This window comes from Sphingomonas sp. ABOLH, assembly GCF_003951715.1.
GTDB classification, from domain to species: domain Bacteria; phylum Pseudomonadota; class Alphaproteobacteria; order Sphingomonadales; family Sphingomonadaceae; genus Sphingomonas; species Sphingomonas hankookensis_A.
Genome location: NZ_QQWV01000053.1, coordinates 1 through 24,927, shown reverse-complemented (window position 1 = coordinate 24,927; position 24,927 = coordinate 1). Strand labels below are relative to the sequence as shown.

The window sequence follows — 24,927 nt, the reverse complement described above, 5'->3', positions numbered from 1 at the left end:
AGACAGCATCGACACCGTCGCCTATGACGCGATCGTGGCGATGGTCACCCGCGCCATCGCCAGCCTGCCGCCGGGCCTGGCGCTGTCGAGCTTCATCGCCACCGTCGCCCGCGTGACGGCGGAGGTGGAGGCGCAGGTCGCCGCGAACCCGCCGGCCGACGGGCAGGGGATGGCCCCGACCGCAACCCCGGCGCAGGGTGCCACGACGCCGCTCCCCGAAGCGGTCGCGCGGGCGCTCGCCGCCGCCTTCGCCGCCGACCCGGCCACCGCGCGCGCCGCCATCACCGATCCGCTGCAACCCCCGCCCGCCACCCCGGCGGAGGTCAGCGCCCGCGACCTCGCGCTCGCCGCCGCCGCCCTGATGGGCGCGCGCGTCGACCCCGACCGCCCGATCCCGACCACCGACCCCCGCGCGACCGATCCCGACCGCGACCCGACCCTGATGGAACAGCCCATGCGCGACCGCCTCTATCTGCTCGAAGCGAGCTTTACCGACCCGGCCTATCCCGACCGGACCTTCTACTGCCGCGACTGCATCACCATCGACGGCCTGCTGGCACGTTTTCCGGACAAGGCGACGATGCTGGACGTCATCCGCATCCCCTATCCCCGCCCGCGCGACGCGGTGATCGCGGTCGTGGGAGAGGCGCACCAGAACCTGCCGCTGCTGGTCCTCGCCCCCAATGCCGATCCGGCCCTCGCCGACGGACGGCATGACGGCACCTGGTTCGTCAGCGATCTGAAAGCGTTGCTCCACGCGCTGCACGTCCGTCACGGCTTTCCGGAGGCGCATCCATGACCCTTTCCTACAACGCCCGCCCGACCTATCCTGTCCCGCCCGCCGGGCGCCGCGCCGACGCCCCCGAAAAAGCATCGCTATGCGGCACCTTCGCCACCTTCGGAGCGGCGCGATGATCGAATCGCTGCTGATCGCCAACCGGGGCGAGATCGCCCGCCGCATCCTCCGCACCGCCCGCCGGCTGGGGGTGCGCACCATCGCCGTCCATAGCGACGTCGATGCCGGCCTGCCCTTCGTCGCCGAAGCCGACCAGGCCGTCTGCATCGGCCCGGCCCCGGCGCGCGAAAGCTATCTCGACCAGGCGAAAATCCTCGCCGCCGCCCGCGCGACCGGCGCCGCCGCGATCCATCCCGGCTATGGCTTCCTGTCCGAAAATGCCGAGTTCGCCGAAGCGGTCGTCGCCGCCGGCCTCGTCTGGGTCGGTGCGCCCGCCGCCGCGATCCGCGCGATGGGCCTGAAGGACGCGGCCAAGGCTCGGATGATCGCCGCCGGCGTGCCGGTCACCCCCGGCTATCTCGGCGAGGACCAGTCGCCCGAGCGCCTGCGTGCCGAGGCCGACGCGATCGGCTATCCGGTCCTTATCAAGGCGGTGGCCGGCGGCGGGGGCAAGGGGATGCGCCGCGTCGACGACGCGTCCGCCTTCGCCGACGCCCTTGACAGCTGCCGCCGCGAAGCCGCTGCATCGTTCGGCGACGACCGCGTGCTGATCGAGAAATACATCCTGTCGCCCCGCCATATCGAGGTGCAGGTCTTCGGCGACACCCATGGCAATGCGGTCCATCTGTTCGAACGCGACTGCTCGCTGCAACGCCGCCACCAGAAGGTGATCGAGGAAGCGCCGGCCCCCGGCATGGACGCGGAAACCCGCGCCTCGGTCTGCGACGCCGCCGTCCGCGCCGCCCGCGCGGTCGACTATGCCGGGGCGGGCACGATCGAATTCATCGCCGATGCCTCGGATGGCCTGCGCGCCGACCGCATCTGGTTCATGGAAATGAACACGCGGCTGCAGGTCGAACATCCCGTGACCGAGGCGATTACCGGCACCGACCTCGTCGAATGGCAGCTCCGCGTCGCGTCCGGCGAGCCTCTGCCCAAACGGCAGGACGAACTGTCGATCACCGGCTGGGCGATGGAGGCGCGGCTCTATGCCGAGAACCCGGCGACCGGCTTCCTGCCCTCGACCGGACCGCTGACCCACCTGCATCTCCCCACCGACATCCGCGTCGATGCCGGCGTGCGGCAGGGGGATGCGGTGACGCCGCATTACGACCCGATGATCGCCAAGTTGATCGTCCATGCCCCCAACCGCGCCGCCGCCGCCGCGAAGCTCGCCGCCGCAGCCGCATCGGTCCAGGTCTGGCCGGTCCGCACCAACGCCGCCTTCCTCGCCCGCTGTGCCGGCGACCCCGATTTCGTGGGGCAGCGGATCGATACCGGCTTCATCGAACGCCATGCCGACCGGCTGGTCCCCGACGGCCACGTGTCCGACGCCGCCGTCGGAGCTGCCGCTGCGGTGCTGGTACGGGCGGACCCGACCGACCCATGGCGCGCGCTGACTGGCTTCCGCCTCAACGCCGCGCCCGACGATCGCGTCGCGGTCAGCATCGGTGGCGCCACCCGCATCGCCACGCCCGTTACCGGCGGCACCGTCGCACAGCTCGGCCGTGAGCGCGTCCTGTTCGCCGATGGCGAGGCCTTTCCCTTCGCCGCGCCGGTCGCGGGGCAGGGCGGTGGCGCCTCGGCCGGCGACGGCGCGATCCTCTCGCCCATGCCCGGCCGCATCGTCGCGGTCGAGGTCGCGGCGGGTGACCGCGTCACCGCCGGGCAGCGGCTGGTGGTGCTGGAGGCGATGAAGATGGAACAGGCGTTGCTCAGCCCGTTCGACGGTATGGTCGCCGACCTGTCCGCCGCGCCGGGCGCACAGGTCGCCGAAGGGGTGCTGCTTGCCCGCATCGAAAAGGACGCCGCATGACCGGACGCTTCTACGACGACTGGCAGATCGGCGACCGGATCGAACACCCGATCCGCCGCACCGTGACCGAGACCGACAATCTGCTGTTCTCTACCATGACCCACAACCCGCAGCCGCTGCATATCGATGCGGAGGCGGCAAGGGCGTCGGAATTCGGCCAGATCCTCGTCAACGGGACCTTCACCTTCGCGCTGATGATCGGGCTGTCGGTGGGGGAAACGACGCTCGGCACGCTGGTCGCGAACCTCGGCTACGACCAGCTGGTGATGCCCAAGCCGGTGTTCCTTGGCGACACGCTGCGCGCCACGACCGAGGTGACCGCGCTCAAGGACAGCCGCTCGCGTCCCGATGCCGGGATCGTCACCTTCACCCACGAACTGCACAGCCAGCGCGGCGAGGTCGTCTGCCGCTGCCTGCGCACCGCGCTGTTGAAGCGGCGCCCATGAGGCTCCGCTCGCTGCTGTTCGTCCCCGGCGACCGGGCGGATCGCTTCGCCAAGGCGGCGGGAAGCGGCGCCGACGCGCTGATCCTCGACCTCGAGGATGCGGTCGCCGCCTCTGCTAAGGACACCGCCCGCACTGCCGTTCGCGACTGGCTGGCAGAGGAGGCATCGCTCCCGCGCATCGTCCGGATCAACCCGGTCGACGGGCCGCTCGCGCTCGCCGATCTCGACGCGCTGGCCGGCACCCGCCCGGATGCGATCATGGTGCCCAAGGCGGAAGGGCAGGCGACCATCACCGCGCTCGACCCGCTGCTCGCCGCGCGCGGACTGGCCGAGGTGCCGCTGCTGCCGATCGCGACCGAAACCCCGGCGGCGATCTTTCAGCTCGGCAGCTATGCCGCGGTCGCCCACCGGCTGCTGGGCATCACCTGGGGCGCGGAGGATCTGCCCGCCGCCATCGGTGCAACGACCTCGCGCGAGGCGGATGGCCGCTACACCGCGCCCTATGAACTCGCCCGCTCGCTCACCCTGTTCGGCGCGCTTGCCGCCGGGGTCGCCGCGATCGACACCGTCTATCCCGCGATCCGCGACGAAGCGGGCCTCGCCGCCTATGCCGCCCGCGCCGCCCGCGACGGGTTCACGGCCATGATGGCGCTGCACCCGGCACAGGTCGCGGCGATCAACGCCGCCTTCACCCCCTCGGCCGAGGCGGTCGAGCGCGCTCAGGTGATCGTCGATGCCTTCGCCGCGAACCCGGAGGCCGGGGTGCTGCAAGTCGATGGCCGCATGGTCGACGCCCCCCATCTGAAGCAGGCGCGCAGGGTGCTGGCCCGACGCTAAATTCTCCCCGGCACGGGGAGGGGGACCGTGCGCAGCATGGTGGAGGGGGCTGTCAGCGGACGACGCGGTTACGTTGTGAAGGCGAACCCCGTCGAACATCGCCCCCGGCCACGGCTCCCCGAAAGGGGAAGCGACCTTACTCCACCGGCGGGCTGGGTGGCGGGGCGGCCAGCTTGCGCAGCGCCGCCGTCCGCTCGCGTTCGACCGCCGCCCGGTCGGCGGCCAGCCGCTTGCGCACCGCCAGATAATGCAGCGCCGCGCGGCGATCCTCCTCTGACGTCAGCGTCGCCGGCACCTGCTGCGCGGCTTCCTCCAGCGCGGCGGGCGTCGGCACCGGGGTGGCGGGGGGCAGGCCGCCATGGCCCTGCGACGCGATATCGTACCAATGCGCCGCGGCTTGCGAGAAACCGGGCAGCGTCTCCGCCACCGCGTCGAACTGCTCTACCGCCATCGCGTGGCGCACCAGTTCCGCCTCGATCGGGATCAGCGCGCGTTCGGCCAGCAGCATCCGCAGCATCGCCGCGTCGCGGTCGAACCGGCTCCACGCGGCATGGTTGAAGGCATGCTGGCTGCGCTGCAGGGTCAGCGCGCGCAGCACATCGGCGCGGTCGGGCTGCCGCCAGAGCCAGGCGATGCCCTGCACCGCGAACCAGCCCCACGCCACCAGCGCGAACCCGGCCAGCGCCAGCAGCAGAATGCGCCAACCGGGCAGTCCGGCCGATCCCGCCGCGATGCCGACCACGACGGCGGCGAGCACCGCCGCGGCCAGCCCCAGTCGCGGGTCGCGATACCATGTCTCGCGCAAAGCAGCCCCTCCACAGTCACCGATAGCCGCCGACCCTAGCACCGATCGCGCACCGGTCGACACCGCCAATCGCCGCCAGGCGTGCCGCGATGGGAAGGTCAGGCCGCCAGCCGCAGCCGGTCGCGCCCTTCGGCCTTGGCTCCGTACAGCGCGGTATCCGCCGCGCGCAGCACCGCCGCTGCACCGCCCATGCCGTCGATCGGCGCGATGCCTGCGCTGACCGTCAGCTCGACGATCGCCACTCCGTGGCGCAGCTTGGTCGCCGCCAGCGTCGTGCGCAGCCGTTCGGACAGGCAATGCGCCTGTTCGATGCCGGTGCCGGGGAACAGGATGCCGAACTCCTCGCCGCCCAGCCGGGCGACGACGTCACCGTCGCGCATCACCCCGCGCGCGATCCGGGCGAATGCCTGTAGCACATGGTCGCCGGCGTCATGGCCGTGCCGGTCGTTGACCGCCTTGAAATGGTCGATGTCGAACACCGCGACGCAGCCGGCGATTCCCCCTTGCGCGGCGATTTCGATCCGCTGCGCCAGCGCCGCATCGAACACCCGGCGATTGGCCAGGCCGGTCAACGGGTCGGTCGACGCCGCGCGCGACAGTTCGGCCTCCAGCGTCTTGCGATGCGACACGTCGCGGATCATCGACACGGTGCCGGTCACCCGGCCGTCATCGTCCTGCACCGCGCGGGTATGCGATTCGAACCAGCGCAGCGCGCCATTGGTCACCCGCGCCCGATATTCGACGATCTGCGTGCCCTGAACATCGGTCAGCGCGTCGCGATGCGACACCAGCACCAGGTCGCGATCGACCGGATGTACCATCTCCAGCGCGCGGCGCCCGTGCAGTTGCGCCGGGTTGCGCCCGACAATCTGTTCGATCGACGGGGAGAGGTAGGTGATGCGCCCGCCCCGATCGATGCCCAGCACGATATCGGTCGAATGGTCGGCCAGCAGGCGATAGCGCGCCTCGCTTTCGCGCAACCGGCGGTACAGTGCCTGTCGCCGGCTGAGGTCGGCGGCGACCGGAAAGGTCGTCAGTACGGTGCAGGCGAGATAGAATTGGAGGAACTCCATCCGCCCCTGCAGGTCGCCGCCGATGAAGCTGGTCGGCCCCATGCCGTGCAGCGTCGCATAGCTGCCGATCACCGCCAGCACGATCGCCGACGCCGCCGCCCCGGGCAATCCCAGGCGGAAGGTGGTGAGCATCACCGGCAGCGCGGGCAGGAACAGCAGCGGCCGTTCGTTCTGAAGGAACACCGCCACCGCCACTGCCGCCGTCGCGCTGATCAGCACCGTCGCCTCGATCCGCAACTGCCGGCTGGCATCGCGCCACCGCCGTTCGATCGCACCGCTCAGGATCAGCGACAGCACCGGCGTCAGCGTGATCATGCTCAGGCTGTGGCCGACGAACCAGATGCGCCATTGCCGGTCGAACGGCAGGCCGAATTTCAGCGCGGCGACGGTGGCGGCGACGGTCGCGCCCAGCGCCGGGGCGACGATACCGACCGATGCGACGAACCGCCCGATCCGGTCGAGCGACCCGAAATAGCCGCGCCGTCCGCGCAACTTGCGGAACAGCCATGCCGCCAGGCCGACCTCGCCAACCTTCGCGATCGCCATCGGCGCCGCCGCCAGCGGGCCGAAGCCGAACAGCGACGTCGCGGCCATGCTGCCGATCGTTCCGCCGATCAGGATCGCGGTCCAGTCGCGCCGCGGTCGCGCGATCAGCAGTGCCAGCGCGAACGGCGTAGCGGGCGCCAGGCTGGCAAGGCCGCCTTGATGATTGGACAGGATCGTCAACGACGAAAAGACGAAATAGGCCAGCGCCGTCGCCAGTCCGATCCGTTGCCTGTTCGTCGTCATCCCCATGGCGTCTCCATGGCGCGGGACCCGTTAACGCCTAGTATAACCTAAGTCTAACTCGCTTCAATCCGGTCGTATTTGTCGCGCTTGCGCTGTCCGAACAGCAATTTTCGTTCAAGATGATGGCGCAGCGCGCCGTAATAGGCCTCGAGAAAGGCATGGTCATAGCCTTCCTCCTGCCGGCCCAGCTTGCGACGGATCGCGGTGGCCACGGCATACAGGTCGGCGCGGTCGTTGCGGCGCAGCACCTCTTCCAGTCGCTGCAGTTCGAACGCGCCATAGGTGTCCAGCTCGGCGGCGGTGAACGGCGCGATGCGGGCGCGGTCCTGTTCATGCGCGGTCTGCACCAGCAAATCCTCGCCCAGCTTGCGCGTCTCCCGCTCGACGACCCAGGTGCCGCCGATCAGGTCGCCGCCGCGCAGCCGGTCGCGATTGAACAGCGGCAGGAACAGCAGGATCGACGACCATCCGAGTGCCAGCGTCGCGGTCCACGCCGTCGCCATCCCTTCGGCAAAGGCGAAGGCGAGGAAGATCAGCGGCAGGAATATCTCGATCTCGCGCATCAGGTTGCGCGCCAGCACCGCCGATCCGGTCAGCCGCCCGCCATCCCGCGACACCACGCGCAGCTTCATCAGCCTCTTGCCCGGCGTCGCGGCGCGCTTGCCCGCCTCGAACAGCACGAAGTAGAAATTGCGCAGCAGGAAGAACCCCAGCAGCCACACCACCGCATACATCGACGCAGCACCCCTCGGTCCCCCGATCGCCAGCGCCAGGATCAGCAGCGACGCGCCGATCAGCGCCGCCAGCATGATGATCGCATCGATCACGAAGGCACCGGCACGCGCACCCGCCGACCCCAGCCGCAGGTTCAGCGGGACCCCCTCGGGCGTGACCAGCTGCCGTTCCAGCGTGCGCGGCATGCGCGGCCGGCGGGGCTTTCGCTCACGCCTTGCCACGACGGCCCCCGACGGTGAAATAGAGCGTCCACAGCGCCAGCATGAACCCGCCCACCGCCAGCCGCGCGCTGTCGTCGATGACCAGCTGCCGGGCGAACCCCTCCAGCAGTCCGGCGACCAGCAGCATCAGGATGACGCCGATCATCACCACCGCCCCGCGCCGCCCGGCGTCGGCAGCAGCCGCCATGCGGGTACGTTCGCCGGGAAAGGCGATGGCGCGGCCGATATGCAACCCCGCGGCCGCGGCGATGGCAATCGCGCCGATCTCGGTCGTGCCGTGGATCATCAGCCACGCGAACAGGCCCCAGCCCAGCCCGTGCGGCACGAACGCCGCGAACATCGCACCCGCCATCGCCCCGTTCTGCACCGACAGGATGATGGTCGGAATGCCGAACAGGAAGCCCAGCGCGAAGGCCATGATCGCGACCTGGGAATTGTGGGTGAAGAGCGACGTGGCGAAAACGTGCAGCCCGCCCTGGGTCGGCGGCGAATAGAGCGAGGCGCGCAGCGTCGCGGCGCTCGCATTCATGTCGCGTCCGCTCGCCAGTTCGGGCGAGATCATCGCCGAATACCATGCCGGATCGCTGCGGACGAGGTGATAGGCGGCGAACGCGCTCAGGATCAGCAGCGCGGTCGACAGCAGCAGTTCGGGCGCGATCGCCCGCACCGCGCGCGGCCAGCCGCTGACGAAGAACGCCTTCACCTGCTGCCACCACGGCTCGCGCGCCGAATAGAGCGCGAAATAGGCCCGCGTCGACAGCGCCTCCAGATAGCCGACCAGCGACGCGTCGAGCGACGTCGCCCGCGCGATCGACAGCGCCGACAGGGTCGCGCGGTACAGGCGGGGCAGGTCGACCAGATCCTCGTCCGACAGGCGGCGCGGCGATTTCTTTTCCAGCTGGTCGAGTAGCGCTTCCAGCCGTGCCCAGTCGCCCTCGCGTTCGGCGCGGAAATGGTGCGTGGCGAAGGTGACGGTCATCGGCCGCGCTCCCGGTGGTTCAGATAGCGTTCGACCAGGGCGAGCGGCATGGCGTCCGCCGTCGCCTCGATCACGTCGATCCCCATCCGCCGCAGCCGTTCGACCACGATCGCCCGGTCGCGCAGCAGCAGGTGCGCGACATGGGCGCGGACAAGATCGTCGGCATGGCCCGGCTCGGCATCGCGCAATCCCTCCAGCTCGACATCACGGAACAGCACGAACAGGACGCGGTGCCGCTTCAGCATCCGCTGCGCGGCGGCGAGCAGCAGTTCGGCGCTGGTCGTGTCGGTAAATTCGGTGAAGATCACCACCAAAGCGCGCCGGTCGAGCTTCTGGTCGAGCGTGACGAGGCCGAGCGTATAGTTGCTCTCCTCCGCGCCGTAATCGATATCGGCGGCGGCGTGGTGCAGCCGGGCGAAGCCGCGCGTGCCCCCGCCGATGCTGCCGCTGTCGACCTGCGGCCGCGCGCCGAACGAATAGAGCCGCACCCGGTCGCCGGACTTTAGAGCCACGAACGCCGCCAGCAGGGCCGAGGACACCGCGCGGTCGATGCGCGGGATATCGCCGACCGGATCGGTCATCGCCCGCCCGGCATCGATGGCGAACGCGATCATATTGTCGCGTTCGGTATGGAATTCGCGCGCCAGCAGCGATGCATGGCGGGCCGATGCCTTCCAGTCGATCGCGCGGCGTTCCATGCCGGCCTCGAAATCGGTCAGCACCTGGAAGTCCTGCCCGTCGCCATGGTCGCGGCGCAGCCGGTTCCCGACGCTCAGGCTGTTGAGATATTGCCGCATTCCCTGGTCGCGAACCGGGCGGATGTCGGGCAATATCGGAATATCGCGATCGGCGCGGCCGGTCGCCTGTCGCCATGCCAGCCCCATCGGCCCCGCGCGCCGCGCCCAGAGCCGCCGCAGCCGCGCCTTGCCGCGTCGCTCGGCACGAAAGCTGCCCGGGGCGGTCCGCTTGATCGGCCCGTCGAAGTCGGCGGCCATGTCGGCATTGCCGAGCGTGAAGCGCTCGCCGATGTTCAGCGTCGCGGGCAGCCCCTCCGGCATCGCCAGCACCGGCTTCTTCGCCAGCAGCGCATCGGCGACGATCAGCGCCAGCACGCCCGCGATCCATAACGGCGCCGCGATCCACGCCGCCGGGGCCAGCACGCCCAGCGCCAGCCCGACCGGCGCGGCGAGCGCGGTCAGCTGGATGGCACGGGGCGTGGGAACGATCATCGCGGCGCTTCGACCGATGCGATCAGGCTGGCGACGACGTCATCGACCCGTCGTCCGTCGATCTCGGCGCTGGGCGACAGGATCAGCCGGTGGCGCAGCAGGGCGGGGGCCAGTGCCTTCACATCGTCCGGGATCACATAGTCGCGTCCGTCCAATGCCGCGCCCGCCCGCGCCGCCGCCGCCAGCGCCGATGCGGCGCGTGGGGACGCACCCGACGACAGGTCGCCATGCTCGCGGGTCGCGCGGATCAGCCGCACGATATAGTCGATCACCTCGTCGACCAGCCGCACCTGACCCACCGCATCGATCGCGGCGGCGATGGCGCCGCCGTCCGCCACCTGCGCCACGCCTGAATCCTGCGGGGCCGGGGTGCCGGTGCGGCTGCCATATTGGGCGACGATCGCGCGTTCGGCGTCGAGGCTCGGCCAGCCGATCGCGATCTTGAACAGGAACCGGTCGAGCTGCGCCTCGGGCAGCGGGTAGACGCCCTGCTGCTCGATCGGGTTCTGTGTCGCGACGACGGTGAAGCGGTCGGACAGATGCTCGGTCCGCCCGTCGATGGTGATGCGCCGTTCCTGCATCGCTTCCAGCAGGGCCGCCTGCGTCTTGGGCGGGGTGCGGTTGATCTCGTCGGCCAGCAGCAGTTCGCAGAAGACCGGCCCGCGGGTCAGCGCGAAGGTCGAGGTCTGGAAATTGAACAGGTTCGACCCGATAATGTCGCCGGGCATCAGGTCCGGCGTGAACTGGATGCGCCCGAAATCGAGCCCCAGCGTCCGCGCGAAACTTTGCGCCAGCAACGTCTTGGCGGTGCCCGGCGGCCCTTCCAACAGGACGTGACCGGCCGAGAACAGCGCGATGGTCAGCAGCCGGACGGCATCCGCCTGTCCCACGACCGCCTTCGCGATCTCCCGGTCGATCGCCGATCCCAGCGACCGTACCTCGTCGAGCGTCATGCGCCTGTTTCCTTCTTCCATGCGGTCAGGTCCTTCGCCGCCGCCAATGCCTCACTCTCGGTGCGGGCATCGCGCAGGCGACGGTCGAGTTCGGAATAGCCGGGATGCACCCGGTCGAGCCGGTCGGCCGAGGGCGCTTCGCCCGCCAGCAACCGCCGCGACAGCAGCTCCAGCATCATGTCGGCATAGCGCGGCCCGACCAGCGGGGTACGCCCGGCCAGCCGGGTCAGCGCGACGATATTGTCGATCAGCGCGCGCTTGCCTGCGGCTACCGCGCGCCTTTCGCGCAGCGGCGGGCCGAACCGCCCGGCGGCGGCGATCCCCGCCAGCACGGCAGCGGCGATCAGCGCCAGCGTGACGCCCAGGAACGGCGGCAGGAACAGCAATTTGACCAGATTGCGGTCGCCCCGCGTGTAATGCAACGACCGATCGAACAGCGCGCGCCCGTCATGTTCGGGATCGATCGCGCGGAGCATCGCCAGCGCGGCCTTCGCATTGCGCTCGTCGGCCATGGCGCGATTGTTGACCAGATCGGGATCGACCAGCACGAACGTGTCGCTCGACCCGATCTGCCCCAGCACCGCCGCGCCGTCGCGCGCACCGATCAGCGGGGTGATGGTGTCGCCGGCCATCGCGTTCACCCGGCGGTCGGGCAGGGCGAAGGCGCGCAGGCCAGGATATTCCGCCCGCATCACGCCGATGTCGGACCGGTCCTCGGTATGCCATTCCGCCTCGGCCGGGACCAGCTGCTGCAACTTGGCGCCATCGACCTGGCCGGTGCGCTGCACCCGGCCGCCCTGCAACGGCAGCTTTTCGACCTGCCATTTGGGGAGGATGATCAGCGTGGCATAGCGCAGCAGCGGATGCCCCTCTCTTGCAACGAAATCGTCGCCGCCGGTCATCCGCGATGCCAGCGCGATGCGTTGATTGACGATCGCGCGCACATCCTCCGGCCGGGTCGCCTCGGTCGGGGTCAGGATCAGGATCGACGCCGCTGCCGTCGATTCGGTCACGTCCCCCTCGGGCGGCTGCACCGCCTCGACCAGCCGCTGGAACGCATGATAGCCCGCGCCGTCCTTGCGATCCGCCGCCGGTGCCTCTCCGGTCGCGCGCGCGATCTCGTCGCCGAAGCCGGACATCAGGATGGAGGCGAGCAGCAGCAGCGCGCCGCCGATGACCAGGATGACGACCGTCCGCGCGGCAAAGGGGGAGGGCTGGCTCACCGCGCGCCCTTCAGTGCAAAGCCGGCATAGTCTGCCCGCGCGCGCTGCCAGTCGTCGGCGCCCAGCGCCCGCCCGCCGAACAGGCTCCGCTCGACCGCCGCGACGATACCGGCGAACACGCCGCGCGCGTGCGGCGGCAGCGCCTCGGCACGGGCGATGTCGCGGCTGGTATCGGCCGGGCGCACCACGTCGCCGCGCCATGCGACGATGTCGTCGATGCTGCGGAACAGCAGCAGGTGGACCGCCTCGTCGAACCGACCCTCAGCCGCCAGCGCGTCCGCATCCTCCAAGAGCGCGCGCGCGCGGGTTTCGGTCGGTGTCCAGGGGGGCGCTTCCTCCACCACGCGGCGACGGCCGAGCCGTTCGGCGATCCATTCGCGGAGCGACGGCACCAGCGCGAACAGCAGCGCGATTGCGATGACGATGCCGATCACCCACAGGATCACCTGCCAGCCGCCGCCGACCCATTGGACGAAATTGCCGATCGCGCGCAGTACCGGTTCCAGCCATTCGGGCGGCGGATCGCGCGGTTCGGGCAGTTTTTCGGGCAGGTCGAACTGGATCGACCCGTCGGCGCGGATCGTCTTCCACGCGGCATCGACCTTCGCCGAATCGATCGGCGGCACCGATGCGGCGGCCTGGCCCAGTCCGTCCGCCGCTTCAGCCCCCGCCAAACTCCCGTCCCCCTGTCACCGCCGGTGGCATGGCGACGCTTGGAGCAAATCGCCGATTTACATGCAACGCTTTTCCACCCTAACTTTCGGTTAAGGGCCGGGGCGGCTCCGGGGGACCTGCCGGTGATGACGTTTCTATTCCTGCTGTTGCTGCTGCCCCTCCTGTTCCTGGTGGCGGCGATCGTGGGTGCGTTTTTCGAGGCGCGGCGCTCGCCCTATCCCTTTGCGATGGGCCGCGTGATCTCCAACAGCTTCGCGGCGATCGGCGGTGCCCCGCTACCGCTGTTCGCCGCCAGCGCGCTGCTCAATGCGCCCGCGCAACTGCTGATGCCGCTGTTCGCGCCCAACGCCTATGACGCCGACCGGCTGGTCGAGGCCGGGTCGTCGGTCGCGCCGCTGGGGATGCTCGGGCTGCTGCTCTATCCCCCGGTCATGGTGTTCATGGCGGGCCTAGCGGTCGACACGCTGGCGGGGCGACCGGTCGATCCGGCGGCGACGCTGCGCATGGCGTTGCGGCGGTTCCTGCCGGCGCTGGCGATGTTCCTGCTGTTCGGCATCGCGGTATTCGCCGGCATGGTGCTGTTCTTCTTGCCCGCGATCTTCGTGATCCTGACCTGGTTCGTCGTCGTGCCGGTGATGGCGGCCGAAGGGCGGGGCGCGCTCGAATGTTTTTCCCGCAGCAGCCAGCTGATGCGCGGCATGCGCTGGCGGTTGTTGCTGCTGCTCGTCATCGTCGGCCTGTTGTGGCTGGTCGTCAGCCTGCTCGTGCAGGGGCCGATCGTGCTGCTGCTGGGTGCCGGTGGCGGCTGGACCGCTTCGGTGATCCGCGCGGTCTTCGCGACGCTGCTCGGCGTGCTGCCCGCGACCGGCACCGCCGCCGTCTACCACGAAATCCGCACCGCGAAGGAAGGGTCGGGGACCCACGACCTCGAAACCGTCTTCGCGTGACCATGATCGTAAAAAGGGGGAGTTTCCGCGTGATCCGAACATTGACGTTGGCGGCGCTGGCCGCCGGGCTGGTCGCCTGTACCGGCGATGGCAGGGAGGTGCGCTCCGCCTCCGCCGACGCGCCGAAGGGCAAGGGGCCCGGCGCGGGCAAGGGCTATGACCATGACCCGTTCCCCTCGACCTATCGCGCCTATCCGGGCCGCGCGACGCTGGTCACCAACGTCACCATCCTCGATGGCGAGGGCGGGCGGATCAATAACGGGTCGGTCCTGTTCCGCGACGGCAAGATCGTCGAGGTCGGGCAGGCCATCGCGGCTGCGGATGGCGTGACCGTGATCGACGGGCAGGGCAAATGGGTGACCCCCGGCGTCATCGACGTCCACAGCCATCTGGGCGATTATCCCAGCCCCGGCGTCGAGGCGCATAGCGACGGGAACGAGATGACCGGCCCGGTCACCGCCGAAGTATGGGCCGAACACAGCGTCTGGCCGCAGGACCCGGGCTTCGCCCGCGCGCTGACCAATGGCGGCGTCACCACGCTGCAGATCCTGCCCGGATCGGCGAACCTGATGGGCGGCCGCTCGGTCACATTGAAGAACGTCTATGGCCGCACGATGCAGGCGATGAAGTTCCCCGGCGCGCCCTATGGCTTCAAGATGGCGTGCGGCGAGAACCCGAAGCGCGTCTACGGGTCGAAGGGGCGGATGCCGTCGACCCGCATGGGCAATGTCGCGGTCGACCGCGCGACGTGGCTGCGCGCGAAGGACTATGACCGCAAATGGGACAAATATGAGGAGGATGGTGGCGAAGCGCCGACCCGCGACCTCGCCATGGACACGCTGCGCGGGGTGCTGGACGGCGAGATCCTCGTCCACAACCATTGCTACCGCGCCGACGAAATGGCCATCGTCATGGATATGGCGCAGGAGATGGGGTACAAGGTCACCGCCTTCCACCACGCGGTCGAAAGCTACAAGATCGCCGACCTGTTGAAGGCGCGCGGGGTCTGCTCGGCGGTGTGGGCCGATTGGTACGGCTTCAAGATGGAAAGCTACGACGCGATCGGCGAGAACCTGGCGATCCTCGACCAGCAGGGCGCCTGCGCGATGATCCATTCCGACGACGCCAACGGCATCCAGCGGCTTAATCAGGAGGTCGCGAAGGTCATCGCCTCGGCCAAGCGCGCCGGCATCACCGTGACGCCCGAACATGCGTGGACGTGGCTGGCGATCAATCCGGCGAAGGCGCTCGGCATCGACAAGGTGACCGGCTCGCTCAAGGCCGGCAAGATGGCCGACGTGGTGCTGTGGAACGGCGATCCGTTCAGCGTCTATACCCGCCCGCAGATGGTGTGGGTCGACGGCGCGCTGCTCTACGACGCGAACAATCCGAAGATGCGACCGGTATCCGATTTCGAACTCGGCCAGCCCGGCGAAGGGGATGTGAAGTGAAGCGCCTGTTCCTCGCCGCGCTGTTCGCCAGCGCTGCCGTTGCCATGCCTGCTGCCGCGCAGGACGTGACCATCACCAATGCCCGGCTCGTGCTGGGCGACGGATCGGCCCCGATCGAGGGCGGCACCGTCGTCGTGCGCGGCGGCCGCGTTGTCAGCGCCGGTCGCGGCGCAGCGGTGGCGGGTGGTCGCACCATCGATGCCGGCGGGCGCTATGTCACGCCCGGCCTCGTCGCCGGCTTCACCCGCCTCGGCATCATCGAGGTCGACGGCGTGTCGGCGACCAACGATGCCTCGGCGCGCGAGAGCGTGTTCAATGCAGGCCTCGACATCGCCTCGGCGGTCAATCCGCGCGCGACGCCGATCGCGATCAACCGCACCGACGGCATTACCCGCGCGATCGTCGCGCCCGACAATGCCGGCTCGATCTTTGCGGGCCAGGGCGCGGTCATCGACCTCGCCAACGACATGGATGCGGTCACCCGGCCGCAGGCGTTCCAGTTCATGGAATGGGGCGAAGCCGGCGCGCGTGCGGCGGGCGGCAGCCGCCCGGCGGCGATGGCGATGTTCCGCAACGCGCTGTTCGAGGCGCAGGCATATGCCCGCAACCCGGCCAGCTTCGCCGATCGCGGCAAGGAAGCGCTGCTGACCCGCACCGATGCGCAGGCGCTGCAAAAGGTGCTGAGCGGACAGGTGCCGCTGCTGATCCATGTCGAACGCGCCTCCGACATATTGGGCGTGCTGGCACTCAAGCGCGAGTTCGCCGGGCTGAAGCCGGTCCTCGTCGGCGCCAGCGAAGGCTGGACCGTCGCGCGGCAGATCGCGGCCGCGAACGTGCCGGTACTCGCCAGCGCGCTGTCCGACCTGCCCGCCAGCTTCGAACAGCTCGCCGCCACCCAGTCCAATATCGGCCGGATGAAGGCCGCCGGCGTGGTCGTCGGCATCGGCACGATCGGCGACGACGAGGCACGGCAGGCACGACTGGTGCGGCAATATGCCGGCAATCTCGTCGCGCTGTCGAAGGTGCCGGGCGCCTCGGGCCTCGACTGGGGGGCCGCCTTCGCCACGATCAGCTCGCTGCCCGCGCGCACGATCGGGATGGAGGGGGAGATCGGCTCGCTCAGCCCCGGCCGGCGCGGCGACGTGGTGATCTGGGACGGCGATCCGCTGGAGATCGGATCGGCCCCGACCCAGCTGTTCATCGACGGCGTCGAACAGCCGCTGACCAACCGCCAGACCCGGTTGCGCGACCGCTATCTCAACCCCGTCGAACAGGGCCTGCCCAAGGCGTATCAGCGATAAGGATGACGGAACCCGCAGGCGCGATCGGGCTTTGTCCGCTTCGGACAGTCGCCGCGCCTGCGGCCTTGGAACGGGAGACGAGACATGCGTGCGTTGCTGGTGATGCTGGGTGGATCGCTGATGCTGGCGGCTTGCGGGCCGAGCGCCGAGCAGCAGGCCGCGGCCAACGAAGCCGCCGCCGCCAACGCGGTCGAAGCGCAGCAGATGGCGACCCAGGTGGAGGCGCTGTCGCCCGGCCAGCGCGACGGCGTGTTCATCCGCGCAATCCGCGACGCGGGGCTGCGCTGCCAGGGCGTGACCTCGTCCGAACGGGGTGAAAAGCCGGGCAGCTGGGTCGCCACCTGTCAGGAAGGGTCGCGCCATATCATCACCTTCGGCGCCAACGGCATGGCGAACGTGACCAGCTTCACGCCGCAGCCGGCACCGCAACGGTAATCCCACGCGCCACCGTATCCCCGCGCAAGCGGGGATCCAGGGTCACGATCGCTCCGGCGGCATCTGGTACTCTGGACCCCCGCCTGCGCGGGGGTACGGTGCGTATCGGCCAGTTCGCACCACCTGCCGTCTTCGTCACCCCGGACTTGATCCGGGTCCCGCTTCTTTTTCTGCGGCCGGTAAGGAAGCGGGACCCCGGCTCAAGGCCGGGGTGACGCGAGAGCAACTGCCCCAATCGACCGTCAACGCGGCTCGAACACCGACCACCCGGTCCGCTGCACCAGCCGTTCCAGCGCGACCGTCCCCAGCTGCGAATTGCCGCGTTCGTTCAGCCCCGGCGACCATACCGCGATCGACGCGATGCCCGGCGCAATGGCCAGAATACCGCCGCCGACCCCGCTCTTGCCCGGCAGGCCGACGCGGAAGGCGAACTCGCCCGACCCGTCATAATGGCCGCAGGTCAGCATCAGCGCGTTGATCCGCCGCGCCCGCTGCGCCGACACGACATTGCGCCCGGTGGTCGGATTGACCCCGCCCGCCGCCAGATAGCGCCCGGCGAGCGCCAGCTGCCGACAGCTCATCGCCAGCGCGCATTGGTGGAAATAGACGCCCAGCGTCACGTGCGGGTCATGGTGGAGATTGCCGAACGCGCGCATGTAGCTGGCCAGCGCCAGGTTGCGGAACCCCGTATCCTGTTCCGCCTTCGCGACGTTCTCGTCGATGAAGATCCCGTCCTCGCCCGCCGCGGCGCGGACGAAGCGCAGCAGCTCGCCCAGCGCCTCGCGCGGTTCGTAGCGGCCGAGCAATATGTCGGCGACCACGATCGCGCCGGCATTGATGAACGGGTTGCGCGGAATGCCGTGTTCGCTTTCCAGCTGCACGATCGAATTGAATGCGCTGCCCGACGGCTCGCGCCCGACCCGCTTCCACAACTGGTCCCCGACCGCGCCCAGCGCCAGCGTCAGCGCGAACACCTTCGACACCGACTGGATCGAGAAACTCTCCTCGGCATCGCCCGCCAGATGGCAGGTCCCGTCCGCCTCGATCACCGCCATGCCGAACCGGTTCGGATCGACGGCGGCAAGCGGCGGAATATAGTCGGCCGGCCGCCCGCGATCGGGTGCATCGGCCATTTCGGCGGCGATGTCGGCGACGATCGCGGACAGGTCCATGACCGTCAGGCGATCTTGTCGATGAAACCACGCGGCACACGCAGCACGGTGCCGTGGCGCGCTTCCTTGGGAAAGCGCACCCGCGCCGTCTCGTCCCGCCACGTCACGAAATCGGTGGTCGACGCCGCGCCGAAATAGCCTTTTTCGTACACGTCGTAATAGACGACGGCGCGCCCATCGATCCACACCGCGCTCGGCCCCTCGGTCATGGTCGGGCTGAACGGCTTGCTCGCCGGTCCGAACGGCCCGGTCGGCGACGCCGCCGAACTGCTGACCACCCAGCGGCGCTGTTCGACGTCGTGCGTCTCGTCCTTGTAGATCATGCGATAGCCGCCCTGCGGCAGCTTCAGCAGGGTGAAGTCGATCGAATCGAACCCCGGATCGAACAGCAGTTTCGTCGGCGAAAAGGTTCGGAAATCGCGGGTCCGGGTGTAATAGGGCCTGAGCTTCAGCCCCTCGAACCGCTCGCCCGGCGTCGCGCCGTATTTGCCGTCGATGCTGCTCGACCAGAAGATCATGAAATCGCGCCGCTTGGGGTCATAGACCGTTTCCGGCGCCCAGCTGTTGCGCACCCCCGCGAACGCGGTCATCACCGGGATCGTCTGCTGCTTCGACCAGTGCATCAGGTCGCGCGAGGTCGCATGGCCGATCACCGGCCCGAACCAGTCGCTGGTCCACACCAGATGCCACAGCCCGTCGGGCGCCTGGCACAGATGCGGATCGCGCATCAACCTGTCCTTGCCGACCTCGGGCATCAGGAACCCGCGCCCGCCGCCTAGCGGAGTGAAGACGAACCCGTCGTCGCTCCGCGCCAGTTTCAGCCCCGCGCGCCCTTCGTCCTTGTCGGTGAAGTAGCTCAGCAGAAACGCATCGTCGCCACGCGGGGCCGCAAAGGCGGGCAGGGCGGCGGTGCCGATCGTCGCACCGGCGGCTGCCAGCAAGTCCCGCCGCGTCAGTTCGTGCATAGCGTCTCTCCCGTTCGTCCGGCGTGGCTATCGCGCGGGCGGCGCTTTGCAAAGCGGTCGTTGTGAACGGCGTGCGGTTCGATCGACGCGCGGTCGTATCCGGTGACATCGGAGGAAACTGTCGGGAGGTTGGTAGGGGAGGCGCAACCCGTCCGTCACCCCGGACTTGATCCGGGGTCCCGCTACTTCTTCTTCGCGGGTCGGTAAGAAGCGGGACCCCGGGTCAAGCCCGGGGTGACGGACAGAGAGATACACGACGCCATTCCCCTCAAACCAGCCCCTTCAACCGGTACAGCGCCTCCATCGCCTCCCTTGGCGACATCGCATCGACGTCCAGCGCGCCCAATGCCTCCCGCAACCCGTCGACCGGCGCCTCCTCGACCGGGGCCATCGCGGCGAACAGCGGCAGGTCGTCCAGCCCCGCCGCAATGCCGCCGGTCTTGGCCTTGCCCGCCTCCAGCTTCGCCAGCACTGCCTTCGCCCGCTGCAATGTCGCCGGCGGCAGCCCGGCGAGGCGCGCGACGGCGATGCCATAGCTGCGATCCGCCGGCCCCTCGGCCAGTTCGTGCAGCAGCACCAGATCGCCCTTCCACTCGCGCGCGCGGACATGGTGCAGCGACAGCGCGTCGCACCGCTCGGCCAGCCGCGTCAGCTCGTGATAATGCGTCGCGAACAGGCAGCGGCAGCGATTATCCTCATGGATCGCCTCGACCACCGCCCACGCGATCGCCAAGCCGTCATAGGTCGACGTACCGCGCCCCACCTCGTCGAGGATCACGAACGACCGGGGCGTCGCCTGCGCCAGGATCGCCGCCGTCTCGACCATCTCGACCATGAAGGTCGACCGCCCGCGCGCCAGATTGTCCGACGCGCCGACCCGGCTGAACAACCGGTCGACCAGCCCCAATGTCGCCGAGGTCGCCGGCACGAAGCTGCCCGCCTGCGCCAGCACGACGATCAGCGCATTCTGCCGCAGGAAGGTCGACTTGCCGCCCATGTTCGGCCCCGTGACCAGCCACAGCCGCGAGCTTTCCGACAGCCGACAGTCGTTCGCCACGAACCGCCCGCCGCTCCTCGCCACCGCGCTCTCGACCACCGGATGCCGCCCGCCGACGATCTCGAGGCAGCTATGATCGACCAGCACTGGGCGCGCCCAGCCGCCCTCGGCCGCACGTTCGGCCAGCGCCGCCGTCACGTCGATCCGCGCCAGCGCATCCGCCGTCGCGGCGATCGCTTCCCGCTTGTCAAGCGCGGCTTCGGTAAACGCCTCCAGATGCGCCGCCTCCGCCGCCAGCGCATGCGCGCCAGCCTGGGTCACCTTCAGCGCCGCTTCGTGCAGGTCGGGCGCGTTGAAGCGGACGACCCCGGCCAATGTCTGGCGATGGGTAAAGCCGCTATCGGCCGCCATCAGCTTGTCGGCGGCGCGCGCCGGCACCTCGACATGATAGCCGAGCACGCCATTGTGCCGGATCTTGAGCGCCGAAATCCCGGTCCGCTCCCGATACTGCGCCTCCAGCGCGGCAATCGCCCGCCGCCCGCCGGCGCCGGTATCGCGCAGCGCATCGAGCGCGGCGTCATATCCTTCCGCCACGAACCCGCCCGCCGCCGCATCGATCGGCGGCATCGGCACCAGCCCGCGCGTCAGCAGGTCGATCAGCTCGCCATGCCCGCGCAGCCGCGGCGCCAGCTCGGCGATCAGCGGCGGCACGGCCGGCAGTTTGTCCAGCCGCTGCCCCAGCGTCCATGCCGCGCTCAACCCGTCGCGCAACTGCCCCAGATCGCGCGGGGAGCCGCGTCGCGCCGCGATCCGCCCCAGCGCCCGGCCGATATCGGGCAAGGCGCGCAGCGTCGTGCGCAGCTCGTCGCGCAAACCGGGATCGTCATGCGCCCACGCCACCGCGGCATGGCGGCCCTCGATCATCGCCCGGTCCATCAACGGCGCGGCGATATCGCTCGCCAGCAACCGCGCACCGGCGCCCGTCACCGTCCGGTCGACCTCCGCCAGCAGGCTGCCCGCCCGCGCCCCCGCCGCCGTCCGCGTCAGTTCGAGGCTCTCGCGCGTCGCCGCATCGATCGCCATGCACTGGCCATCGGCCGCGCAGACCGGCGGGCGCAGGAACGGCAATTGCCCCCGCGCCGTATGGTCGAGATAGGCAATGAGGCCACCCGCCGCCGCCAGCGCGGCACGCGAAAACTGCCCGAACCCGTCGAGCGTCGCGACGCCGTGCAGCGCCTTCAACCGCGCCTCGCCGGACGCACTGTCGAAATCGGCCCTGGCGCGCAGCAGCGTCGCGACCTCGGCAAAGGTCGACGTCTCCGCCGCGACCACCTCGACCGCCTGCAACCGGGCGAGCGCGGCGGTCAGGCCGGCGGCATCGGTCTCGATCACTTCGAACCGGCCGGTCGATACATCGGCGGCGGCAATCGCCACGCCGCCCGCCGCCTCGCCGATGCACGCGCACCAGTTCGCCGCGCGCGCATCGAGCAGCGCTTCCTCGGTCAGCGTGCCTGCCGTCACCACCCGCACGATCGCCCGCGCGACCAGCGCTTTGGAACCCCTCGCGCGTTTCGCCTCTTCCGGGCTTTCGACCTGTTCGGCGATGGCGACCCGGTGCCCCGCCTTGATCAGCCGCGCCAGATACCCCTCGGCCGAATGCACCGGCACGCCGCACATCGGGATCTTCGCGCCGTCATGCTCGCCACGCGCGGTCAGCGCGATGTCGAGGCACGCTGCGGCGATCTTCGCATCGTCATGGAACAGCTCGAAAAAGTCACCCATGCGATAGAAGAGCAGGCAATCGTCGGCCTCCGCCTTCAACGCCAGATATTGCTGCATCATCGGGGTGGGGGCGGGGGAATCGGTTCCCTGAGCCTTGCTTGCCATCGCCGGGCGATACCGTCCGGCGGCGTGCCCGCGCAAGCGTATCAAAGCATATCCGCGCGCCCTTCACCCTTGCCCCGCGCGCCTTCCCCTGCGTAAAGCCCATCCAAACGGGAGATCGCCAGTGTCCGAAACCACCGACCAGTTTTCCGAGCGCGAGGCGCTGCTGTTCCATTCGGAAGGCCGTCCGGGCAAGATCGAGATCATCGCGTCCAAGCCGATGGCGACCCAGCGCGACCTCGCGCTCGCCTATTCGCCCGGCGTCGCGGTACCGGTGAAGGCGATCCACGACGATCCCGCCACCGCCTACGACTATACCGCCAAGGGCAATCTGGTCGCGGTCATCTCGAACGGCACGGCGATCCTCGGCCTCGGCAATCTCGGCGCGCTGGCGTCGAAGCCGGTGATGGAGGGCAAGGCGGTGCTGTTCAAACGCTTCGCCGACGTCGATTCGATCGATATCGAGCTGAAGACCGAGGATGTCGACCGCTTCATCGACGCGGTCGAGCTGATGGAGCCGAGCTTCGGCGGCATCAATCTGGAAGACATCAAGTCACCCGAATGCTTCATCATCGAGCAGACCCTTCGGGAACGCATGAACATTCCCGTCTTCCACGACGACCAGCACGGCACCGCGATCATCTGCGCCGCCGGCCTCATCAACGCCTGCCTGCTGACCAAGCGCAAGCTGTCCGAGGTCAAGGTCGTGGTGAACGGGGCGGGTGCCGCCGCCATCGCCTGCACCGAACTGATGAAGGCGATGGGCGTCGCCCATGAAAACGTCATCATGTGCGACCGCACCGGCGTCATCTATCAGGGCCGCGACGACGTGAACCAGTGGCAGTCGGCCCATGCCGCCGCCACCGACCGCCGCACGCTGACCGAGGCGCTGCACGGCGCCGACGTGTTCCTGGGCCTCTCCGCGGCGGGCGCGCTGAAGCCCGAAATGGTCAAGGACATGGCGCCGTCGCCGATCATCTTCGCGATGGCCAATCCGGAGCCGGAAATCCGCCCCGAACTGGCCAAGGCCGCGCGCCCCGACGCGATCGTCGCCACCGGCCGCTCGGACTATCCGAACCAGGTCAACAACGTCATCGGCTTCCCCTTCATCTTCCGCGGCGCGCTCGACGTCCGCGCCACCGGCATCAATGACGAGATGAAGATCGCCGCCGCGACCGCCATCGCCGAACTCGCGCGCCAGCGCGTGCCGGAGGAAGTCGCGCTCGCCTATGGCACGCAGCACAGCTTCGGCCCCGATTACATCATCCCCGCGCCGTTCGACCCGCGCCTGATGGAACTGGTGCCCTCCGCCGTTGCCAAGGCAGCGATGGATTCGGGCGTCGCGACGCGCCCGATCCTCGACATGGAGGCCTATCGCCAGCAGCTGCGCGCGCGCCTCAACCCGACCACTTCGGTCCTGACCATGGCTTATGAGGGCGCCCGCGCGCACCCCAAGCGCGTGCTGTTCGCCGAAGGCGAAGAGGAAGTCGTGCTGCGTGCCGCCATCGCCTTCAAGGAAGGTGGCTATGGCATCCCGGTGCTGGTCGGTCGCGACGACGTCTATGACCAGCTGCGCGCGCTCGGCGTCGCCAATCCCGAGGAATATGAAGTCCATAACAGCCGCACCAGCGAGATGGTGCCGCAGATGGTCGACTTCCTCTATGGGCGGCTGCAGCGTCGCGGCTTCCTGAAGCGCGATGTCGAGCGGATGATCAACCAGGACCGCAACACCTTCGGCGCGGTGCTGCTGCAGCTGGGCGTTGCGGATGCGATGATCACCGGCATCACCCGCACCTATGCCCAGGCGTTTCGCGGCGTGCGGCGGGTCATCGATCCGGTCGACGGCAAGGTGCCGTTCGGCATTCACCTGCTCGTGGGACAGAGCCATACCGTGTTCATGGCCGACACCACGATCAACGAACGCCCCTCGGGCGAGGAACTGGCCGACATTGCCGAGCGCACCGCCGCCGTCGCCCGTCGCATGGGCCACGAACCGCGCGTCGCGTTCCTCAGCTATTCGACCTTCGGCAATCCCGAAGGCCAGTGGATCGACAATGTCCGCGACGGCGTGGCCGCGCTTAACAAGCGGCAGGTCGGTTTCGAATATGAAGGCGAAATGGCCCCCGACGTCGCGCTCAACCCGCGCCAGATGGCGAACTTCCCCTTCGCCCGCCTGTCGGGTCCGGCCAATGTGCTGGTGATGCCCGGACTGCAATCGGCCAACATCTCGGCCAAGCTGCTGCGCGAACTGGGCGGCGACGACGTGATCGGCCCGATGCTGATCGGCATGGAAAAGCCGGTACAGATCGCCCCGATGACCAGCACCGCCAACGAACTGGTGACGCTGGCGGTGCTCGCCGCCGGCGGCATGGTCGGGTGAGGGCAGGGGGCGCGATCGATCGCGCCCCCCTCCCGGCCGTTATTCCGGCCGGCCGTTCTCGATCTCCGACGCGAACCGTCGATAATAGGCAGCGGACGCGGCATTGCCCGCTTTTACGAACCGATCGCCGACCTGTCGGGCGGCCAGGACGGCATCGGCCCAAGCCTGATCCTGTTCCTTTAAATAATTGCCGTCGGCAGGCAAAATCCTGCCGTCGGCGGTGAAACCACGCGCGGCGGCGTAGGACTTGTCCGGGTTGAACAGCAGACCGCTGGCGGGGCGGCCCGCTTTTATTCGACCTACCAGAAACGCGAACGGTGCTCCTCGACCGATGCGCAAGACGCCAAGTCCTTCCGCCCGGTTTTTCACACAATCGCCAAGCCATTGCGCTGGCTCGCCGGCATATCGCGCAGGCACCGCGGCACGACAGGCGGTAGGGAAGGACGGCGTACGCGACGAGCGTGGTTCAGCGGCGGTCGCTGCCAATGCCAAAACTGCCGCCAGGACGAACGTACGGCCGATCATAGTTGGAACCTGCATTCCCCAAGTGGCGTGTCGTTTGAGGTGAAGATCGCCTGTATCCGAGCGCTAGACAAGGATTTTCTGCCGCAAGCGGCACCTGCGGTCGCGCAGACTGCTGGGTCTGGACGGATCAGACCG

Annotated in this window: 21 protein-coding genes; 9 read left to right on the top strand and 12 right to left on the bottom strand. The window is 69.2% G+C overall.

What is annotated here, in order from left to right; genetic code table 11:
• From CA237_RS20085 to CA237_RS17260, 4 genes are all read left to right on the top strand, one after another.
• On the top strand, positions 1–799 hold a 799-nt coding region (locus tag CA237_RS20085; protein WP_241215533.1), incomplete at its 5' end, for a DUF3088 domain-containing protein.
• A gap of 112 nt (positions 800–911) precedes the next feature.
• On the top strand, positions 912–2,771 hold the full coding sequence (locus CA237_RS17270) for a biotin carboxylase N-terminal domain-containing protein (protein ID WP_066689284.1): 1,860 nt from the start codon (positions 912–914) through the stop codon (positions 2,769–2,771).
• Positions 2,768–3,217, top strand: a complete 450-nt coding sequence (locus CA237_RS17265) for a MaoC family dehydratase (RefSeq protein ID WP_066689285.1) — start codon at positions 2,768–2,770, stop codon at positions 3,215–3,217. Before CA237_RS17270 ends, CA237_RS17265 begins: the two co-directional genes overlap by 4 nt.
• Complete coding sequence (locus CA237_RS17260; protein WP_066689286.1) at positions 3,214–4,053, top strand: CoA ester lyase; 840 nt, start codon at positions 3,214–3,216, stop codon at positions 4,051–4,053. The genes CA237_RS17265 and CA237_RS17260 overlap by 4 nt, the downstream gene beginning before the upstream one ends.
• A gap of 136 nt (positions 4,054–4,189) precedes the next feature.
• Here the strand turns inward: CA237_RS17260 and CA237_RS17255 are convergent, their stop codons facing one another.
• From CA237_RS17255 to CA237_RS17220, 8 genes are all read right to left on the bottom strand, one after another.
• Positions 4,190–4,858, bottom strand: coding sequence for a hypothetical protein (locus CA237_RS17255; RefSeq protein ID WP_066689287.1), 669 nt, complete (start codon positions 4,856–4,858; stop codon positions 4,190–4,192).
• A gap of 98 nt (positions 4,859–4,956) precedes the next feature.
• Positions 4,957–6,726: a sensor domain-containing diguanylate cyclase gene (locus tag CA237_RS17250; protein WP_126014983.1), complete on the bottom strand. Its 1,770-nt coding sequence runs from the start codon at positions 6,724–6,726 to the stop codon at positions 4,957–4,959.
• Positions 6,727–6,773: 47 nt separating this feature from the next.
• Complete coding sequence (locus CA237_RS17245) at positions 6,774–7,640, bottom strand: RDD family protein (RefSeq protein ID WP_066689290.1); 867 nt, start codon at positions 7,638–7,640, stop codon at positions 6,774–6,776.
• 22 nt (positions 7,641–7,662) lie between these two features.
• A complete protein-coding gene (locus CA237_RS17240) occupies positions 7,663–8,655 on the bottom strand; it encodes a stage II sporulation protein M (RefSeq protein ID WP_066689291.1) in 993 nt (330 codons plus the stop codon).
• Positions 8,652–9,884, bottom strand: coding sequence for a DUF58 domain-containing protein (locus CA237_RS17235; protein ID WP_066689293.1), 1,233 nt, complete (start codon positions 9,882–9,884; stop codon positions 8,652–8,654). The genes CA237_RS17240 and CA237_RS17235 overlap by 4 nt, the downstream gene beginning before the upstream one ends.
• Positions 9,881–10,837 (bottom strand): MoxR family ATPase, encoded by a 957-nt coding sequence (locus CA237_RS17230; protein ID WP_126014981.1) that lies wholly within the window; start codon positions 10,835–10,837, stop codon positions 9,881–9,883. The genes CA237_RS17235 and CA237_RS17230 overlap by 4 nt, the downstream gene beginning before the upstream one ends.
• Positions 10,834–12,060: a hypothetical protein gene (locus CA237_RS17225; RefSeq protein ID WP_066689299.1), complete on the bottom strand. Its 1,227-nt coding sequence runs from the start codon at positions 12,058–12,060 to the stop codon at positions 10,834–10,836. Before CA237_RS17225 ends, CA237_RS17230 begins: the two co-directional genes overlap by 4 nt.
• On the bottom strand, positions 12,057–12,734 hold the full coding sequence (locus CA237_RS17220) for a DUF4129 domain-containing protein (protein WP_232307891.1): 678 nt from the start codon (positions 12,732–12,734) through the stop codon (positions 12,057–12,059). Before CA237_RS17220 ends, CA237_RS17225 begins: the two co-directional genes overlap by 4 nt.
• 126 nt (positions 12,735–12,860) lie before the next feature.
• On the opposite strand from CA237_RS17220, the gene CA237_RS17215 reads away from it, so the two are divergent.
• The 4 genes from CA237_RS17215 (at position 12,861) to CA237_RS17200 (ending at position 16,869) form a co-directional block, all read left to right on the top strand.
• Positions 12,861–13,682, top strand: coding sequence for a hypothetical protein (locus CA237_RS17215; RefSeq protein WP_066689305.1), 822 nt, complete (start codon positions 12,861–12,863; stop codon positions 13,680–13,682).
• A gap of 32 nt (positions 13,683–13,714) precedes the next feature.
• The gene (locus tag CA237_RS17210) at positions 13,715–15,133 is read left to right on the top strand and encodes an amidohydrolase (RefSeq protein WP_126014987.1); all 1,419 of its coding nucleotides are present in this window, start codon (positions 13,715–13,717) and stop codon (positions 15,131–15,133) included.
• Entirely contained in the window at positions 15,130–16,434 is a 1,305-nt protein-coding gene (locus tag CA237_RS17205) for an amidohydrolase family protein (RefSeq protein WP_066689306.1), read from the top strand. Before CA237_RS17210 ends, CA237_RS17205 begins: the two co-directional genes overlap by 4 nt.
• Before the next feature lie 84 nt (positions 16,435–16,518).
• On the top strand, positions 16,519–16,869 hold the full coding sequence (locus CA237_RS17200) for a hypothetical protein (RefSeq protein WP_066689307.1): 351 nt from the start codon (positions 16,519–16,521) through the stop codon (positions 16,867–16,869).
• Between the two features lie 242 nt (positions 16,870–17,111).
• On the opposite strand, the gene CA237_RS17195 is transcribed toward CA237_RS17200, so the two are convergent.
• The 3 genes from CA237_RS17195 to mutS form a co-directional block, all read right to left on the bottom strand.
• The gene (locus CA237_RS17195; protein ID WP_066689308.1) at positions 17,112–18,041 is read right to left on the bottom strand and encodes a glutaminase; all 930 of its coding nucleotides are present in this window, start codon (positions 18,039–18,041) and stop codon (positions 17,112–17,114) included.
• A 5-nt stretch (positions 18,042–18,046) separates the two neighbouring features.
• Positions 18,047–19,006: a glycoside hydrolase family 43 protein gene (locus CA237_RS17190; RefSeq protein WP_066689309.1), complete on the bottom strand. Its 960-nt coding sequence runs from the start codon at positions 19,004–19,006 to the stop codon at positions 18,047–18,049.
• A gap of 268 nt (positions 19,007–19,274) precedes the next feature.
• Positions 19,275–21,845, bottom strand: a complete 2,571-nt coding sequence (mutS, locus tag CA237_RS17185; protein WP_126014985.1) for a DNA mismatch repair protein MutS — start codon at positions 21,843–21,845, stop codon at positions 19,275–19,277.
• Between the two features lie 166 nt (positions 21,846–22,011).
• Here mutS and CA237_RS17180 point away from each other — a divergent pair, with 166 nt between their 5' ends.
• The gene (locus tag CA237_RS17180; RefSeq protein ID WP_066689314.1) at positions 22,012–24,267 is read left to right on the top strand and encodes an NADP-dependent malic enzyme; all 2,256 of its coding nucleotides are present in this window, start codon (positions 22,012–22,014) and stop codon (positions 24,265–24,267) included.
• Between the two features lie 39 nt (positions 24,268–24,306).
• On the opposite strand, the gene CA237_RS17175 is transcribed toward CA237_RS17180, so the two are convergent.
• Entirely contained in the window at positions 24,307–24,792 is a 486-nt protein-coding gene (locus CA237_RS17175; RefSeq protein WP_126014979.1) for a hypothetical protein, read from the bottom strand.
• Positions 24,793–24,927: the final 135 nt, after the last annotated feature.